This is a genomic window from Bradyrhizobium genosp. SA-3, assembly GCF_004212635.1.
GTDB lineage: Bacteria > Pseudomonadota > Alphaproteobacteria > Rhizobiales > Xanthobacteraceae > Bradyrhizobium.
This window is the reverse complement of the sequence record NZ_PSRT01000050.1, coordinates 16,462-33,864: the sequence shown is the minus strand read 5'-3', so window position 1 is coordinate 33,864 and position 17,403 is coordinate 16,462. Positions and strand designations below refer to the sequence as shown.

The 17,403-nt window shown below is 64.9% G+C and carries 17 protein-coding genes; all 17 read right to left on the bottom strand.

Translation table 11 applies throughout. The annotated features are described in order from the left end of the window. Positions 1–5: 5 nt before the first annotated feature. Positions 6–758 (bottom strand): flagellar biosynthesis protein FliR, encoded by a 753-nt coding sequence (fliR, locus tag CWO91_RS19005; protein ID WP_130215237.1) that lies wholly within the window; start codon positions 756–758, stop codon positions 6–8. After that, a complete protein-coding gene (gene flhA, locus CWO91_RS19000) occupies positions 755–2,836 on the bottom strand; it encodes a flagellar biosynthesis protein FlhA (RefSeq protein WP_130215235.1) in 2,082 nt (693 codons plus the stop codon). The genes fliR and flhA overlap by 4 nt, the downstream gene beginning before the upstream one ends. A 69-nt stretch (positions 2,837–2,905) precedes the next feature. Further along, positions 2,906–3,172, bottom strand: coding sequence for a flagellar biosynthesis protein FliQ (gene fliQ / locus CWO91_RS18995; RefSeq protein ID WP_027572776.1), 267 nt, complete (start codon positions 3,170–3,172; stop codon positions 2,906–2,908). Next, entirely contained in the window at positions 3,169–3,591 is a 423-nt protein-coding gene (flgD, locus tag CWO91_RS18990) for a flagellar hook assembly protein FlgD (protein WP_091879847.1), read from the bottom strand. The genes fliQ and flgD overlap by 4 nt, the downstream gene beginning before the upstream one ends. 15 nt (positions 3,592–3,606) lie before the next feature. Continuing rightward, the gene (flbT, locus tag CWO91_RS18985; RefSeq protein ID WP_130215233.1) at positions 3,607–4,017 is read right to left on the bottom strand and encodes a flagellar biosynthesis repressor FlbT; all 411 of its coding nucleotides are present in this window, start codon (positions 4,015–4,017) and stop codon (positions 3,607–3,609) included. Further along, entirely contained in the window at positions 4,017–4,361 is a 345-nt protein-coding gene (gene flaF, locus CWO91_RS18980; RefSeq protein ID WP_128956043.1) for a flagellar biosynthesis regulator FlaF, read from the bottom strand. Before flaF ends, flbT begins: the two co-directional genes overlap by 1 nt. Positions 4,362–4,428: 67 nt before the next feature. After that, positions 4,429–5,475 carry a flagellar hook-associated family protein gene (locus CWO91_RS18975; protein ID WP_130215231.1) on the bottom strand — a complete coding sequence of 349 codons (1,047 nt, stop codon included), beginning with the start codon at positions 5,473–5,475 and terminating at the stop codon, positions 4,429–4,431. Positions 5,476–5,478: 3 nt separating this feature from the next. Continuing rightward, complete coding sequence (gene flgK / locus CWO91_RS18970; protein WP_130215229.1) at positions 5,479–6,954, bottom strand: flagellar hook-associated protein FlgK; 1,476 nt, start codon at positions 6,952–6,954, stop codon at positions 5,479–5,481. Positions 6,955–6,988: 34 nt separating this feature from the next. Beyond that, positions 6,989–8,221, bottom strand: coding sequence for a flagellar hook protein FlgE (locus CWO91_RS18965; protein ID WP_130215227.1), 1,233 nt, complete (start codon positions 8,219–8,221; stop codon positions 6,989–6,991). 90 nt (positions 8,222–8,311) lie between these two features. Continuing rightward, positions 8,312–8,893, bottom strand: coding sequence for a transglycosylase SLT domain-containing protein (locus CWO91_RS18960; RefSeq protein WP_130215225.1), 582 nt, complete (start codon positions 8,891–8,893; stop codon positions 8,312–8,314). Beyond that, complete coding sequence (locus CWO91_RS18955; RefSeq protein ID WP_130215223.1) at positions 8,844–10,166, bottom strand: flagellar hook-length control protein FliK; 1,323 nt, start codon at positions 10,164–10,166, stop codon at positions 8,844–8,846. The genes CWO91_RS18960 and CWO91_RS18955 overlap by 50 nt, the downstream gene beginning before the upstream one ends. Continuing rightward, positions 10,163–11,353, bottom strand: a complete 1,191-nt coding sequence (locus CWO91_RS18950) for a chemotaxis protein (protein WP_130215221.1) — start codon at positions 11,351–11,353, stop codon at positions 10,163–10,165. Before CWO91_RS18950 ends, CWO91_RS18955 begins: the two co-directional genes overlap by 4 nt. Continuing rightward, positions 11,350–12,660 (bottom strand): MotB family protein, encoded by a 1,311-nt coding sequence (locus CWO91_RS18945; RefSeq protein ID WP_130215219.1) that lies wholly within the window; start codon positions 12,658–12,660, stop codon positions 11,350–11,352. The genes CWO91_RS18950 and CWO91_RS18945 overlap by 4 nt, the downstream gene beginning before the upstream one ends. A 6-nt stretch (positions 12,661–12,666) precedes the next feature. Beyond that, on the bottom strand, positions 12,667–13,365 hold the full coding sequence (locus tag CWO91_RS18940) for a hypothetical protein (RefSeq protein ID WP_130215217.1): 699 nt from the start codon (positions 13,363–13,365) through the stop codon (positions 12,667–12,669). Continuing rightward, positions 13,362–14,987, bottom strand: a complete 1,626-nt coding sequence (gene fliF / locus CWO91_RS18935; protein ID WP_165405541.1) for a flagellar basal-body MS-ring/collar protein FliF — start codon at positions 14,985–14,987, stop codon at positions 13,362–13,364. The genes CWO91_RS18940 and fliF overlap by 4 nt, the downstream gene beginning before the upstream one ends. 295 nt (positions 14,988–15,282) lie before the next feature. Next, positions 15,283–16,194, bottom strand: coding sequence for a flagellin (locus tag CWO91_RS18930; RefSeq protein ID WP_128936236.1), 912 nt, complete (start codon positions 16,192–16,194; stop codon positions 15,283–15,285). A gap of 269 nt (positions 16,195–16,463) precedes the next feature. Continuing rightward, complete coding sequence (locus CWO91_RS18925) at positions 16,464–17,369, bottom strand: flagellin (RefSeq protein WP_130215213.1); 906 nt, start codon at positions 17,367–17,369, stop codon at positions 16,464–16,466. Between the last annotated feature and the right edge of the window lie 34 nt (positions 17,370–17,403).

Here is a 17,403-nt window from a genome sequence, read left to right as displayed (position 1 = left end):
GACCATCACTCCGCCAGCCACGACGAGACGCCGAGCATGAATTGCGTCAGCAGCTCGTCGCTGGTGAGATAAAGCAGCAGGAAGCCGCCGAACAGCACGAACGGCACCGAGATGAAATAGACCGGTATGGCGGGCGTCAGCTTGTTGATCAGGCCGACCGCCAGGTTGACGATAACCGAATAGACGATGAAGGGACTGGTGATCCGCAGCGTCAGCACGAACGCTTCCGAGAGGCGGCTGACGAGCTGGTCGAGCGCCATGCTGCCCCCGAGCCTGTTCCCGGGATGCCAGACGTCGTAGGAGTTCATCAGCCCGCGCAGGACCTGCCAGTGCTGGTCGGTCATGAAGAACAGCGTAGTGACGGCCGCCATGATCAGCGGCACCAGGGCCGGCGCCGGATCAGTGTCGCCGACCGGCGTGCCCGGGATGTTGCTCAACCCGATCGCGCTCGCCATCACCGTCGCCATGGTCTGGAGCGCGAGGAAGAACACACGCCCGCCGAGGCCGATGACGCTGCCGACCACGAGCTCGGAGCAGATCAGGAGCGCCAGCGTCAGCGGCGCCGCGTTGTCCGTAAGCGGTTTCAGGACCGCGATCAGGATCGGCGTCAACGCGAACGTCGTGACGAGCGCGACGAACAGGCGGACCTGGGCCGGAACGTTGACGCTGGAATAGCCCGGCACCAGCATCAGGCAGGCGCCGATGCGGCAGAACACGATGAACGTCACCAGCACGCTGTCGGCGAGGCCGCTGATCACGATACGGCTCCGAGCGCCCTGATCTCGGCGCTGCGCGCGACTTCGACATGCGACAGGATCGGCAAGGTCGGGAATACCCGCTCCAGGATCATCCGGACATAGGGACGGGCTTCGGGGGTCACCGCCAGTACCACGCTGGTGCCGTTCTCGGTGAACTTGCGGATCGCCGCGCTGGCTTCGGTCGCGAACTGCTCGATCAGACGTGGATCGGCGTCGAACTCGACGACGTCGCCCTTGCCGTCGCGCTTCAGGCTCTGATGGAACGCCAGGTCCCAACGATTGCCCAGGCGGACCACGTTCAGCACGCCGTTGTCGGAGAGGTCGCCGCAGATCTGCTGGGCAAGACGCGTCCGTACGTGCTCTGCGACCTGCTCGGAGCGCCGCACATGCGGCGCGATCTCGGCGATCGCCTCGAGGATGAGGTGCAGGTTGCGGATCGACACGCGTTCGGCCAGCAGAATCTTCAGGATGGCCAGCAGCCCCGAATAGGAGATCTGCGACGGGCAGAGATCCTCGACCAGGCGCTTGTATTCCGGATCGAGCCGGTCGAGCAGGGCGCGCATGTCCTTGTAGGACAGGAGCTGGGCGAGATTCGCCCGGATCACCTCGCTGAGATGCGTGAGCAGCACCGACAGATTGTCGACCGGCTTGCAGCCCTGCCGCTTGATTTCGTCGGTGAAGGCCTCCGTCACCCACAGCGCCTTCATGCCGAAGGCGGGTTCGATCACCTCTTCGCCGGGGACATCGGGCTTTCCGTCCTTGTCGACCAGCACCAGCACCTCGCCGAGCCTGAGCTCGCCATGGGCGACGCGGGTGTCGTGGATCCGGATCTGATACCCCTTGGGATCGATCGACAGATTGTCGCTGAGCTTGATCTCCGGAATGACGAAGCCGTACTGCTTGGCGAACTTCTTGCGGATCTTGGCGACGCGGTGCGCAAGCTCGGTGCGCGAGCCCAGGAGATGGACCGAAAGATGGCCGCCGAGCGCCAGCTCAATCTCCGCGGTCTTGAGCTGCTCCTTGACGGATTCCTTGGCATCGGCCTGGGCACGTTCGTCGGCCTTGCGCGCATCTTCCTTCTGCTTCAGCGCCGCCTGCCGCTTCGGCAGCGAGTAACCGACGAAGGCCATGACGCCGCCGAGCAGCACGAACGGCGCCATCGGCAGCCCCGGCATCAAGGCGAGCACGAACATCATCAGCGCAGCTGCCGACACCGCGCGCGGATAGCCGCCGAGCTGCCGCAGCACGGCCTGCTCCGCCGACCCCCTGGTGCCGCCCTTGGAGACCAGGAGGCCTGCCGACAGCGACACGATCAGTGCCGGCATCTGCGACACCAGGCCGTCGCCGACGGAGAGTTTCGTATAGACGTCGGCAGCGCGCGACAGCGTCAGCCCGTGATGGGTAACGCCGATGATGATGCCGCCGAAGATGTTAATTGCGGTGATGATCAGGCCGGCGATGGCGTCGCCACGGACGAATTTCGAGGCGCCGTCCATGGCGCCGAAGAACGCGCTCTCCTCTTCGAGCTCGCGGCGCCGGCGCTGGGCCTCCTTGTCGTCGATCAGGCCCGCCGACAAATCTGCGTCGATCGCCATCTGCTTGCCGGGGATGGCGTCCAGGGTGAAGCGGGCGCCGACTTCGGCGATACGCGTCGCGCCCTTGGTGATCACGACGAAATTGACCGTGACCAGGATCGCGAAGATGATCAGGCCGATGACGAAGTCGCCGCCCATGACGAACTTCGAGAATCCGGCGACGACGTAGCCTGCGGCCTGCTCGCCCTCCCCGCCCCGCGACAGGATCAGGCGCGTCGTCGCGACGTTCAGTGCGAGGCGCAGGATCGTCGCGATCAGCAGCACGGTCGGAAAGGCCGAGAAGTCGAGCGGCCGCTGGATCCACAGCGCGACCATCAGGATCAGCGCCGAGAGCGCGATGGAGAAGGCGAGGCCGAGATCGATCAGGATCGGCGGTATGGGAAGGAACAGGATCGTGAGCATGGTCACGATACCGCCCGCAAAGAAGGCGTCCGCCCCGAGGCGGCGCGGGCTTGGCAGGCTAGCAGCTAACGTATCGGCCATGGGTCACCGGCAGAGGATCCGCCCGGTAATCTGCCGTGCAAAGCTTACGCGAGGGTGGTGCCTCGGGGATCAGAAGCCGTGCTCGATCCGCGAATAGACCATCTCGGTGAAGGTGGAGAGATGCGCCCCGATGAAGGAGCCGGAGACGGCGACGACCAGGAGAATGACGATGATCTTCGGGACGAAGGTCAGCGTCACCTCCTGGATCTGGGTCAGCGCCTGGATCAGCGCAATGACGGTGCCGACGAGCATTGCCGCACCGACCGCGGGCCCGGAGGCGACGATGATTGTCCAGATCGCGGCCTGGACGATGTCGAGGGCGTCCCGCTCGTTCATGATTGGCTGATGGTGAGCCCGGGCCCGACGGCGACCTTCGTGCCGTTCTCGAGGGTCGCGATGGAGCCGTCGCTGTTGATGGAGACTGAAGCGACCTTGCCGCTGAAGCTGGCGCCGGTCGAGTCGGTGAAGCTGACGGTTTTTCCGATCAGCCCGTTGGCCTGCGACAACGACTGTGAGGACAACAGCGCATCCAGCTTCGTATTGGTCTGCATGGCCTGCTCGACCGTCGAGAGCTGCGCGAACTGGCTCATATATTGCGAGGTGTCCATCGGATTGGTCGGATCCTGGTTCTTCATCTCGGCGACGAGCAGCTGAAGGAACGTGTTGTAGTCGACGCTGTTGCTCGACGTGGCCGTGGTCGAGCTGGTCGAACTGGAGGACTTGCCGGTCGTGTCGGTCGCGCTGGTGACGTTCATCTAGCTTCTCCGCTGTCAGGCAGCCTCGAATGGGGTATGGGTGGTGGCGCCGGCCAGGATCGCCTGCTCCACCGGGAACAGCGCCCGGATCCGCTTGAGCGCCTCGAAGTAACGGGTCGTCTCGACCAGCTCGTCGACCGCGGCAAGTCCGTCGAGCATCTCGCGGTTCTCGCACACCGCAAGCAGGGCCGCGTAATGTTGCGCGTAGAGCGCCGACGCATCCCGGACGTCGGTCGGGTTCATCAGCATGAGCTGCACGATGAAATAAAGCTGCCGCATCGCCGTAGTGGCGTCGGATGCCTGCATGACCTGCCCTTCGAGCAGGAACATCACGTCGTTGACGAGCTCGACGGAGACCTTGCGGTCCACGCGCAGCACCGCGCCGTTGATGTAGATCCGTTCGCCCGCCCGCAAGGAGATCTTCATCAAAGAGCGTCTCGGATCAAGCGGTTGATTTCGATGAGCTGCATCACGTCGTTCGATTTCTCTTCGCGAAGGCGGTCGGCTTCCTTGACGACCCACAGGCCGATCGAGATGATGTCGGCCCGCAGCTTGTCCGGCAGTCCGTTCTCCGGATGCGAGAGGTCCTCGATGAAGATCGTCCACAGCCGCCGGACATAGAGCAGGCTCTCGACCAGATCCTCGAGGCGGAATCCGCCTCGCTGAATCCGCTCAAGCCGGTCGATGCCGAGGCTGAGCGCCTGCCGCTCGCGGCCCCGCGCCTCATGGCCACTCTCGTCGACGACCGCTTCATAGGCTTCAAACGTCATCAGAACCACTCTGCACGGGAGACCGAATAACAGGACAAGGTTGCGAGCCTTACCAGCGAGCTTTGGCTCAGAGATAGTTGATGAGGCTGATCTTCTGGAGCTGCGAGGTGAGCGCGAGCGCCGTCTGGATCTGGGTCTGCAAGGTGTTGACCCGGACCGAGGCCTCGGTCGGGTCGACCGCCTCCATCTTGACGATCTGGTCGTTGAGGATGTCCTTCTGGATCTTCAGCTTCTCGGTCGCGCCGGTGACGCGTTGCTGGATCGAGCCGACCGTGCCCCCGAGCACGGCGAGATCGTTGATGGCGCCGCTGACGAGGCTGATGGCCTTGTCGACGACGACCTGGAACGTATCCTTGCTCAGGTTCGTATTCCCGAGATCGGTGAGCATGGTGTAGGCCTCGGCCAGCTTGCGGAAGCCGGGCTGGTTGGCGCTGACGGAGCTGTCGACGACCTCGGTCGTGGAGATGCGGCTCGACAGCGTCTGGTCGGTCGCCGACGACCAGTTGGTGTTCCAGGCCGGGCTCGCGAACTCGGTGTCGAGGGTGTTGTCGAGGAAGTTCTGCATCTGCGCCGGAGTGATGGTGCTCACGCTGGCCGAGGACTGCGAGAAGCCGAAGCTCGCCAGGAAGTCCGCGTCGACCTGGTTCTTGCTGGCCGAGCCGGCGGTGTAATTCGTGACCGGCTGGGTCTGCGTATTGATGCCGCCGAACAGGTACGAGCCGTTATAGGAGACGTTGAGCGCGCCGACGAGATCCTGGAGATTGGCGGATGCGCTCGGTAGGATGATCCGCGCACCGCTGTCGGCGTCGCGAGCGGCGATCAGGTTCTTGAGGAAGTCCGACGCAGTCGTGCCGAGCTGGGTGATCCGGTTCTGCGTCACGTCGAGCCGACCCGCGACGAGTTCGTTGGTATCGACGAGCTGGTCGGCGAAGTTGAATTCGGCGCGCAAGCTCACGTCGCGGCCCGTCCCCGTGCCGAGTTCGAGACCGACGTCCGCGAAGCGGCCCGTGGTCGCCTCCTTCGAGGCCTTGCTCAGCGCACTCTGATTGTTGGTGATCGATGACCTCAAGGCCGAAGACAGCATCAAGGTCGAGATGTAGTTCGCGCTCATCATGACTTAATTCCCCACGGCGGCCAGCAGGCTCTGCAACATCTCGTCGACGGTGGAAATGATCTTCGACGATGCCGAATAGGTGCGCTCGACCTGGAGCATCAGCGACATCTCGTCGTCCATGTTGACGCCGTTGACGTTGGACAGCGCCGCGGTGCTGCGGTCGAGCAGCGTGTTCTGGTACTGCACGCTATCGTCCGCGGCCTTGCGTTGGCTTTCGATCCAGCTCGCCGAGGAGGACGCGAATTCGATCACGCTGCCGCTCGGCTTGCCCTGAGCCGTGGCGTCGAATGGCTGCGACGCGTCCATCTCGTTGATGAGCTGCTGGAGCCGCGCCGAGAAGCCGGCGTTGCCGGTCGTGTTGTAATTATAGGCGGCGTTGCCGCTGATCGCGCCGTCGCGCAGCAGGTTCGGGTTGCCGCCTGCGGCCGGATCGACCGACGCGGCAACACTGATCGTGCCGGCAAGGCCGACCGAAATGGTGGCGCTCGCGGGCATCGCGGGCGCGCCGGGATAGGTGAAGAGGCCGGGCACGTCCGGTAGCGCGGCGCCGGACTGGTCGACTTCCTTGAAGGCGTCGACCAGACCGCGCGCGATTTCGTCGAGCTGGCTCTGATAGGTGACCGTGGCGTTGTCGCGCAATTCGGCGAGCCCCGCGAGCTTGCCTGTCTTGAGCGGCATCACGGAATTGGCACCGGTGACCGGGACGCCGTCGATATAAACCGCATTGCCCGTGGTGCCGGCAGTATAGACGTTGGTCGCCGTGAAGCTCACCGTTCGCGCCGTCTTGTCGAACAGCACGACGCCGCTGTCGGTGTAGAGCGCCGCATCGCCGTTGGCGCGGAGCGACATCGAGACGCCGACCTCCTGCGACAGCTTCGAGACGATGCTGTCTCGCTGGTCGAGATAGTCGGTGACGTCGTCACCGGTGATCGTCCCCCGCACGATCGCGGTGTTGACCTTGTCGAACTGGGTGAGGAGCTGATTGATATTGGCGACCGACGTCGCCATGTCGGCGTCCGCGCCTTCGCGGACCGACTGCACGGTCTTGGTGGCCTGGTTGAGCGCGGTCGCCATGTCCTTGGCGGAGGTCACCGCGGCCTGCGCCAAGGTCGCGTTATCCGTCGAGTTCGCGAATTGCTGGAGCGCCTGCTTCAGCTTGTTGAGCTGGGCGGTCGGCGATTGCTCGAGCTCGGGGTCGTCCACCGTCGAGGTCGCGATCTTCTGGAGACCGTCATAGATCGCGCTCTGCTTGGCAGACGCCGACGTCGCGGTCAGGACGTTGGTGAACAGGCCGCCGCTGGCCGCGCGCTGGATCGCCGCGACATAAACACCGGTATTGGGAAGATTGTCCAGCACGGCGATCTTGCGCGAATAGCCGGCTGTGCTGGCGCCGGCGATGTTGCGCGAGATCGTCGACGACTGGATGCCCGACGCCATAAGCGAAGCGCGGGCGGAGTCGAGAGCGGCGGTAAGGGACATGATTTGCTCTTGCCCGGAATGAGCGCTCGAGGATTCAGCGCTTCAGGTTGACGACGACGTCGAGCAGGTCGGCGCCGGTCTGGAACGATTTCGAGTTCGCTGTGAAGCCGCGCTGCGCCTCGATCATCCCGGTGAGTTCGTCCGCGAGATCGACGTTGGAGTCTTCCAAAGCGCCGGACTGGATCGTGCCCAGCCCGCCAGTGCCGGCATTTGCCGCCTGCGCGTTGCCGGAGTTCATGTTGGTTGAATAGACGTTACCGGGCTCGGGCGTCAGATTGTCGGGGCTCGCAACGTCGGCAAGCATGATCGTGTAGAGCGTCAGCTGCTGGCCGTTCTTGAGGACCGCCGTCACATGGCCTGCCTCGTCGACGTCGACCTTGTCGATGGCCGAGGGGGCGCTGCCATTGACGGTCGTCTTGAAGCTGAAGTCCGTGCCGGCTTGCGTCATGTTCGACAGATCCATGGTCAGCGCCGCACCGCCCGGCACGGTCACGGTGAGACCCGTCGGACTTGCCGCAGCCAGGGCGCCCTTGCCGACCGCGGTGGTGTCGAAGGTAAAGGTGGTGGCGGGGGCGAGCGAGGTCCCGGTCGCGGAATCGTAGACCTGGATCTGCCAGGTATCCGAACCGGCCGCCGTCGCGGTGTGGGACATATAGACGTCAAGCGTAACGGGCTGGCCGATATTGTTGTAGGCCACGATCGAGCTTTTCGATGAATATGATGCCGGGCCAGGCGGACCGGCAATAACAGCCGCATTCGGATCCAGATTGCCGGCCGTCAGCGTTCCCGCCGTCGACGGCACGGGCACCTGCGAGACCTGGGCGATGTTCACGATCTGCATTCCGGCCAGACTGTTCTGCGAGAAATTGGTCACGAGACCAGGCTGACCGAGAAGATAGTAACCGGCGGCGTTGACCAGGTTGCCCTGGCTGTCCGGCACGAACGAACCTGCTCGCGTCAGGAACTGCTGCGTGTTGGTGGCGTTCGACACCACGAAGAAGCCATTGCCTTGAACGGCAAGGTCCGTCGTCGACGTGGTGAACTGGGTATGCCCGGCGTCGCTGATGGCGTAGCGGACGGTCGTCTCGACGGCGCCGGAGTCGTAATTGCCCGAGCCGCTCTTCAGGATCAGTGAGGAGAATTCGGTCGAAGCCCGCTTGTAACCGGTGGTGTTGACGTTCGCGATGTTGTCCGAGACCGTCGACAGCTTGTTGGACTGCGCGCTCATCCCGGAAACGCCGGTGCGCATAACGCCGTAGAGGCTCATGGATTGGGCTCCTGTGGTAGGTTGAAGTTACAATGAGGGTTCTTGCTTGCGCGGGGCTGATGGTGGGGAACCATGCACAGCTTCATGTCGTCAGGTCGTCTTCGGCTGGCAGAACGAGCGCGCCTTGTCGGTCCACGCGCCGAAGCCGCTGGAGACGAGATGGGCGACGATGTGACAGACGTAACGCTGCTGCGCCGGCTGATTGTTGGGCCCTGCATTGTAGCGGGCGACCGCCATGGTCCAACTGCCCTCGCGCTGCTTCAGCTCTTTCAGGAAGCGCGCGGCGTATTCGACGTTCTTGGCCGGATCGAACATCGCGCGCACCGAGGCGAACTTGTCGCCGTGATAATAGTGATTGATCTGCATGCAGCCGAGGTCGATCAACTTGATGCCCTTGCTTCGCATCGTTTCGAAATTCACGATCGCATCGTTCATGTCCTTGGCGAACACGGTCTGGCCGTCGGCGCCGAGCGCGTAGGGATGGAGCGCGCCGCGCCGCCCGGTCTCGGTGAGGCCGACTGCATAGAGGATGCCGAGCGGAATCCCGTGCTGCCGCGCCGCACGCGCCATCTCGCGCTCGCAGGGGCGCACGCTGTCGGCCGCCGCCTCCGCAGCGCCGGCGTTACAGATAAACAGGGCCGCGACGAGTCTGCGGCGCCACGTCCTGGTCATGACGCGTCTCCTGATTGGGCTGGCGCTCCTGCCGGGCCTGCTTCGCGTCGCCGTCAGACTGCCCCGACGACGTGCTGGCGCCACCGAACGAGCCTTGCGACTGCGATGGCGGCTGCTGCTGGCTCGAAAGCTGCGGCTGCGACTGGCCGGAGCCGCTCTGGAATCCATCCAGCGAGCCGTGCTGGACCGGCGCGACGTCAGCGACATAACCCGCCGACTGCATGAGATCGCGGATCGAGTCGCGCTGCTGGTCCAGCATCTGGCTGGTGTCCTTGCGTTCGGCCGCGAGGTGGACGGACACTTCGGCGCCGACGAGACGCAGGCGCACGGTGACGTTGCCGAGCGCCGGCGGCTCCAGATTGATGGTCAGGATCTTGAGCGGCTGATCCGGCGCGTTGGTCTGGGACGCTGCGGGATCGGCGGCCGCAGAGGTCGTCGGGGATTCCTTCAGCTCGGCGACAACCGCGTTGGCGACCTGTTGCGGCGCGTTGAACTGCGCCGGCGGCAGATGGGTCTCCTGCTGCACCACGGTGACCTTGGTCGCCTCGGGCAATGCATCCCGTGCCGAGGCTTTGATGGCGCGTTCCACATTGGCCGTGACGGCCTCGAAGCCGGGTGCCGCCGGCATTGCCTTTGGCGATGTCTCGCTGCTCTGCTGTGCGGCCGGGGGCGCTGCATCCTGAGAACGCGTGCCAGCCGAAGCGAGAGCGGACGACGCGGACTCGGCTGTCGCGACCTTCGCCATGCCCGCAGCCTGAACCTCTCGCTTCGGGGACATGCGCTCGTCGCGCGCGGACACGTCTTTCTTGTCAACCGCCGCCGGCTGCGGCTTCGCGGCCGGCACAGCGGCGAGCTCCTGTCCGACGATCGCGGGGATGCTCGGCCGATTCGAAACGTCCGCCTTTGCGGTCGAGTCGACCGAATCTTCCGCCCCCGGCAATTCGTCGATCTTCCGGTCGCCGGTCTTGTGACTGGACTCGGGCTCGTCAGCCGCTGAGATGCGGTCGGACGTCGCCTCGTCCTTCGCCGTGTCTTTCCCGATCGGGTGCGTCAGACGCGTGTGCAGTGTTCCGGTTTTCGCGCTCGTGTCGCTGCCCTGATCGTCGAGCGCGCGCTTGGCGAGGTTGGAGACGGTGTGGAGCAGATCGTTGAACGACGAGTCTGCCGACGACTTCGCTCCTGCGGTCTTGCCGGAGCGCGACGTGCTGCGCATGTTGAGGCTTTCGGCGAGGCCCGAGAATGGTTGTCCGGAGGTTCCGCTGAGCTTGGTCATGGACGGCGATCCCTGGTGAGGAGTTCAAGTTCGCCGAGCTGTTTCTGCGCCCGCGCGATGGCCGCGGTCGATGACGCGAGGTCGAGGCGCGCCGGCGTTGCCGGAGGCTTGTCGGCTGCGGCCGCGGATCCGGCGGCGAACGGCTTGCGGACGTCGAGCGCGAGCTGCACCGTCGCATTCAGAAGGGGAACGTCGCGCTCGGGCAGCTTCGAGCGGTCGAGTGCCTTCAGCTCGGCGAGACCGCCGTCATACTCGTCGGTGAGCGTCCGCGAGACGCCACGGAAGAAATGCGCACGTTCGCGGTCCGCTGATGCATCAGCGCTGAGCGTCAGCGCACGCTCGCCGGCGAGCCGGCTCACGGCCAGCTGTCCGCGCAGCATCGCCGCGCGCGCGATCACGAGATAGAGCTTGAGGCGGCTCGCGCGATCGATCTGCTCCAGCAGGGCCGTGATCCGCGCAAAGCGGCGCTCGTCGAGCGCGAGGCTGGATTGCGTCAGGCCCATGGAGAAGCGCTGCCAGAAATCGCCGGCATAGATCGAGTTGCGGTAGTGGCGGATATAGGCCAGCGTCAGGAACTCGAACTTCTCGAATTCCTCGGCCTGCCCAACCAGCAGGATCTCGCGCCGCAGCGCCGCCTCCTCCACGAGCGTTCCGGGCAGGAGCAGGCGCGCGTCGTCGAGGCGCTCGATCGCGAGCGAGGCCTCGGCACGTGCGAACAACGCGCCCTGAACCAGCGCGACCTGCCCGCCCAGGCCCGACGGAAGCGTGCGCGGCCTGACGTCCTTGAGCAGCTCGCGCGCTTCGTCCTGGCGGCCCTCGACATAGGCCAGCGCACCATTGAACAGTCGTTCGTCGACGTTCAGCTTCTCGCGCGGCAACTTGCGCACAATCTGCGGCGCGCCGCCGCTGAGCAGATAGATGACGACGGCCTGGCCGTTCCGCGGATTGCTCCACACGCCCGCGTCGGCGGCGAGAAATTTCTCGCCGACCTGACGGATCAGCGCGATGTGGCTGCCATGCGCCGCGGTGTCACCATTGGCGATGCCGTCCTGCACAGCCTGCAATGCGCGCACGAGTTCATACGGCTCCCCCGATGTCGATACCGGGGTCGGCGCAGGCTCGGCCAATGCCCCTGCCACCGTGAACGGCAGCAGCAGCAAGGCGGTGCGGAGGAGCGGCCAGATCAAGGGCGCTTCTCCCGGATCAGGATCTCGATCCGGCGATTCTGCGCGGCCGCCGGATCGTTCGGCAGTTTCGGCCGCCGGTCGGCGTAACCTTCGACATGCTCGATCCGCTGCGCATCGACGCCGGAGCGGACCAGCATGTAATAGGCCATTTGCGCACGGGCGGTCGACAGCCGCCAATTGTCGTAGGTCTCCGACTTGTACGGCCGATTGTCGGTGTGACCGCGGACGATGATGATGCCGGGCCGCTTCGTCAGCAGCGGGCCGATCTTGTCGATGACGCGGACGAGTTCGGGCCGCGGCTCCGCCGAGCCGACCGCGAACATGCCGAAGCTCGCATCGTCGGTCAGGCTGATCAGAAGGCCTTCCTCGACCTGACGAACCTCGGCCGCCGGTCCCGCACCGGCCTTGACGTCCGACAGCGCGTCCGCGATCGCAGACTGAAGCTGCTTGACGGTCGGCTGCTGCGTTTGCGCCGCATCGCGCGGCTCGGAGTCCTTCGTCGTATCGTTGGGACGTGCCTGCGCGGCGGCATTGGCCTGAACGGTCGCTTGGGCGCTGCCCTCGCGCGAAGATTGCGATGGCGCAGGCCCCAGCGGCAACAGGGGCGACAGGCTTGCGGACGGGCTATCTGCGTTCGGCGCAACGCTTCCGCCGGCATCATCCAGCTTGGCGCGGCGCGCCTGCGGCTCGCCCTGACCCGCGCCGGACGCATCGCGCGCGGAGGCATTCGGCTTCGGCTCGCTCTCGATGATGCGATCCGCGTCCGTCGACACCTGCGGCGCCAGCTTCCAATAACCGGGATCGAAGGGATCGCGGTAAGCGTCGCCGCCCTTGAGGCCGTCCTCTTCGGCGGACGTCAGGGCGCCGGCGCGCCGCTGGCCCGAGGCCTGGTTCGCGCTGTTGGCGATCTCGGCAAGCGTCGCATAGGGATCGCGGAACAGGACCTTCTCTTCGTAGGAGGCCGGCTTCTCCGCCGTCGGCGAGTCGCCACGACGTTCTTCGTTCGGCCCCGCCGGCTTACGCCTGCCGTCCTGGCCTTCGAACGACGATGGCTCCTTCTTGGAGAGGTCCTTCAAGCCCTTCGGAGCAGGCGCATTCTCCGCGAGCTTGATCGGATTGAAATAGCTCGCCACCACCTGCTTCTGGTCCTGGTTGAGCGCGTTGAGCAGCCACATGACCAGGAAGAACGCCATCATCGCGGTCATGAAGTCCGCATAGGCGATCTTCCAGACTCCACCATGATGCGGCTCGTCGGCGAAGGCGCTCCGCCGGCGGATGATCACGAGCTCTGGCTTGACTTCATTCATGGCGGACTACCGGCGCGCCTCTTTCAGGTGCTCGCTCCAGGCCGATATCTGGGTCTCGATCACGGTCTGGTCGGCCACGACGCGGACCTCGAAGGTGTCGGCGGCCTCATAAGCGATGCCCGTCCGCCGGGCCTTATCGAGCTGCGCCTTCACCAGGTTCAGCAACTCGCTCGGGCCGGTGACCTTGAACACCGGCACCGGCGAATTGCCGGTCAACGCCGCGATCTGCTCGACCAGCGATTCGATCGCCTTGTCGCGGACCGCCTCCGTGAGGAACGGCAGCAATATCCGCGCAACCGAGCTCGCGATATTGGTCTCGATCTCGCGGCAAGCCGTCTCGAAGCCATTGACGATGGTGGCCGCCTGCTGGTCGGACCACTTGGCCCGCTCCTCGCCGAGCCGGATCGCGCTGCGGACACGTTCCTCCGCAAGCCTGGCCTCGCCTTCCGCGACGCCGGCCGCATGGCCGCGCCGATAGGCATCGTCGAGAAGGTTGACCGGCGGGGCTTCCGGTGCCGGGGACGGCGGCTGAAGCTGCTGCTGCGAGTGGGTCTGTGGCTGCGGCTGAGGCTGAGGTTGCGGCTCGCGCCGAACCTCCCTCGGCCTTGTCAGCACGTCCTGGATCTTGGGCGGCGGAGGCGGCGGCGATTTGGCCCGGCCGTTCGCGTCGAACTGCGTCAGGAGCTTTCCGATTGCTGCGTTCATGCCGCCTCCTCGCGTCGCATCCAGTCTTTAAGGATCGCGGCCGCCTGCATCTGATCGAGCCGGACGATCTGCTCCAGCCGCTTTTGCGGCGTTCGCTGCATCTTGCCTTCGAGATCTTCGACGAGGTTGAGCTCGGCCTCCTCGCTGTCAGGCAATGCAAGGGCCGCGGCCTCGAGGGCGGCGGCCTCCGCTGCCTCGGTCTGCTCCTGTTCGGCGCGATGGCTGAGAATACCGTTGACCGCCGGCCGAAGCCCGAACCAGACCAGCATCGAGGCAACGGCGAGGATGGTCACCGCGTTGATGACGCTGCCGAGCTGCTTGTTGATCATCTCGACGAAACTGATCGGCGGCACCGGCGCCAGCTCGCGCGAGCCCTCAATGAAGTCGACGGCCGTCACCTGGATCTGGTCGCCGCGCTGCTTGTCCAGTCCGCCGGCGGTGGCCGCGAGCTGACTGATCTCGGCGAGCTTGCTGTCGATGATGGCCTGGTTGCTCTTGTCGCCGAGATCGGCGACGAGGCGCGCGCGATTGACCAGGACCGCGATGAAGAGCTTCTTGACCGAATAGCCGTCGCTCACCGTCGTCGTGGTCTTGGACGACACTTCGAAATTGGTGACGTCCTCGCGGCGGGTCTTGTCCTCGCTGGAGTTCTTGCTGCCGCCGGCGTTCACCTGCTGATCGGGCAGGTTCTGCTGCACCGTGGTCGGCGTCGACCGGTCCGCGTTCTGCGAAGACTCTTTCTCGCGCACGTTCCGCACCGAACGCTCGGCGCGGCTCTCGGGATCGTAGACGGTCTCGTTGATCTGCCGCTTGTCGGTAGAGAGCTGCGGTGCGACGCTCACCTCGAAATTGTCGAGACCCAGATAAAGCGTCAGCGCCTTGCGGATGTTCTCCTGCACCATGCCACCGACCGTCTTCTGGAGGCTTGCCATCTTGGTCGGCGCGGCGCTGGCCTCATCCTCTTCGGCGAGCAGCATGGAGCCGTCGGCGTCCAGCACTGTCACCTTGTCGCGACTCATGCCGGGAATGGCGGCCGCGACGAGATGACGGATCGATTGCGCCGTGCGCGCCTCGATCGCGCCGTCGGTGCGCAGCACGACCGATGCCGAGGGCGGCTGCTGCGTCGCGCGGAACGAGCCGCGTACGGGCATGACGATATGCACTCGCGCGGCCTTCACGCCCTTCATCAGCTGCACCGTGCGCGCAATCTCGCCTTCCAGCGCCCGCAGCTTGGTGACCTCCTGCATGAACGAGGTCAGGCCGAGCGAGCCGATCTTGTCGAACAGCTCGTAGCCGGAATTGGCACTGGTCGGCAGGCCCTTCTCGGCAAGCAGCATCCGCGCCTGCATGGTTTGGCTCGGGCGCACCGAGACGGCGTCGCCGGCCGTATTGACGTCGAAGGCGATGTTCTGCTCGCGCAGCGCGGCGCCCATACGCGTCACGTCTTCGCGGGTGAGGCCGGTATAGAGCGTCTCGAATTCAGGCCGGCTCAGATAGTAGGCACCGCCGACGACGGTGACGAGAACGGCAAAGCCGATCAGCCCCAAGGCCATCAGGCGTCGTGGCCCAAGCTCCAGCAGATTGTTGAGCAGTTGCTGTACCTGCGCACGACTGAGCAGCATATGACCTCGTACCAATGCGAACGTATGAGACACTCCGCTGCCAACCTTGTCTGAAGGTTGCGCGCGGGCGCGAATGTGTCGGTTCGCTGGCGAGGCGTTGCAATTTTACAAATTCGGTAGCGCAATCGACATCGGCAATTGACGGCCGGACGCATTGCCGCCCGAGCGGCCGCGACATGTCACATGAAATCTGACGTCGGATGGTCGATTTCGGGCACGCCTTGTGCCGTCACGTCCGCCGATCTCGGCGGGGACCGTGCTCCGCGGGGAGCACGGTCGTTTTCGAAAGCGCCGCTTAGCTGCGGAACAGCGACAGGATGCTCTGGCTGTTCTGGTTGGCGATCGAGAGCGCCTGAACGCCGAGCTGCTGCTGGGTCTGGAGCGCCTGGAGGCGGGTCGATTCTGCGTTCATGTCGGCGTCGACGAGCTGGCCGATACCGCGATCCACCGAGTCCATCAGCGACTTCACGAACTCCGTGTTGTTCGAGATGCGGTTCTTGATGGCGCCGAGGTTGGCGGCGGACTGGCTGACGGTGTTGATCGCGGCGGTGACCTGCGCGATGTAGCCGTCGAGCGTGGTCTGGTCGGTCGCCGAGTCGGTCAGCGCAGCGATGCTGATCGTGTCGACCGATGCGGTGCCGCTCACCGTGTCCAGGATGCCGGCCGTGGTCGAGGTGTAGAGCGAGTAGTTGGCAACCGTCACCGTGATGGTGTTGATCGTGGGCGTGCCGCCGACGCGCGAGAACGACGACACCAGGTTCACCGTCGCCGGGGTGGTAGCGGTGGTGCTCAGCCAGTTCACGCCGTTGAACGTCGCCGCGTTGGCGACGTTCTTCATGTCCTGCTGGATCTGGGTGATTTCGGCCTGGATCTTGGTGCGGTCGATGCCGGCGGTCTTGGCTTCGACCAGCAGCGCCTGGAGCTTGGTGAGGCCGGAGTTGCTGTCGCCGATGACCTTGTTCAGAGCGGTGTATTCGGTGTCGACGGTCGCAGCCGACAGACCGAGCGAGTCCGAGACGGCGGAGAGCGCGGCGTTGTCGGCGCGCATCGAAGTCGCGATCGACCAATAGGCCGAGTTGTCCGAAGCGGTCGCGACGCGCTGGCCGGTCGAGATCCGGTTTTCGGTCGTCTGCAGGCTGGCGCTGACATTCCGGAGGGTCTGGAGCGCAGTCATTGCAGCGGAGTTGGTAAGCAGGCTGGAAGCCATCTTTGATGTCCCTTTGAAAGCAGATTGGATTTTGGGGACATACCGGGCTTGCACCGGTACGACAGGGCGGCATCATGCCTTTGGGATGCGGAAATGCGCGTGAACCCAATCCGTCGTAGCGGCGAGACTAGCCAGCTAAGCTTGTGCGAGGCTTGCGGCCCTGTGATCTGACCGCAACAGGAAGCCGAAATCGTGGCGTGCGCACCGCCACGCAAACGAAAGGGCCGCGCTTCGCGAGAAGCGCGGCCCTCCCCGGACTGTCTTGACGCTTAGCGGAACAGCGACAGGATGCTCTGGCTGTTGTTGTTGGCGATCGAGAGCGCCTGAACGCCGAGCTGCTGCTGGACCTGGAGGGCTGCCAGGCGGGTGGACTCCTGGTTCATGTCGGCGTCGACGAGCTGGCCGATACCGCGATCAACCGAATCCATCAGCGACTTCACGAACTCCGAGTTGTTCGAGATGCGGTTCTTGATGGCGCCGAGGTTGGCGGCACCCGAGGAGACCGTGCCGATCGCCGCGGTGACCTGCGCGATGTAGCCATCGAGCGTGGTCTGGTCAGCCGCCGAGTCGGTCAGTGCACCGATGTTGATGGTGTCGACCGACGCGGTACCGCTCACCGTGTCCAGGATGCCGCTCGTGGTCGAGGTGTAGAGCGAGTAGTTGGCGACGGTGACGGTGATCGAGCCGGTGGTCGGCGTGGAGGCGACGCGCGAGAACGACGACACGAGATTGACGGTCGCCGGCGTGGTGGCCGTGGTGCTCAGCCAGTTGACGCCGTTGAACGTCGCCGCGCTGGCCACGTTCTTCATGTCCTGCTGGATCTGGGTGATTTCCGACTGGATCTTGCTGCGATCGATACCGGCGGTCTTGGCTTCGACCAGCAGCGACTGGAGCTTGGTCAGGCCCGAGTTGCTGTCACCGAGAACCTTGTTTAGAGCGGTATATTCGGTGTCGACGGTCGCGGCCGACAGACCGAGCGAGTCGGAGACGGCGGAGAGCGCGGCGTTGTCGGCGCGCATCGAGGTCGCGATCGACCAGTAGGCGGCGTTGTCGGACGCGGTGGCCACGCGCTGGCCGGTGGAGATCCGGGTCTGCGTGGTGGAGAGTTGCGAGCTGACAGACCGCAGGGTCTGGAGCGCGGTCATGGCGGACGAGTTCGTGAGCAGGCTTGACATTGCGAATGTCCCTTTATGTACGCGTTACATTTTC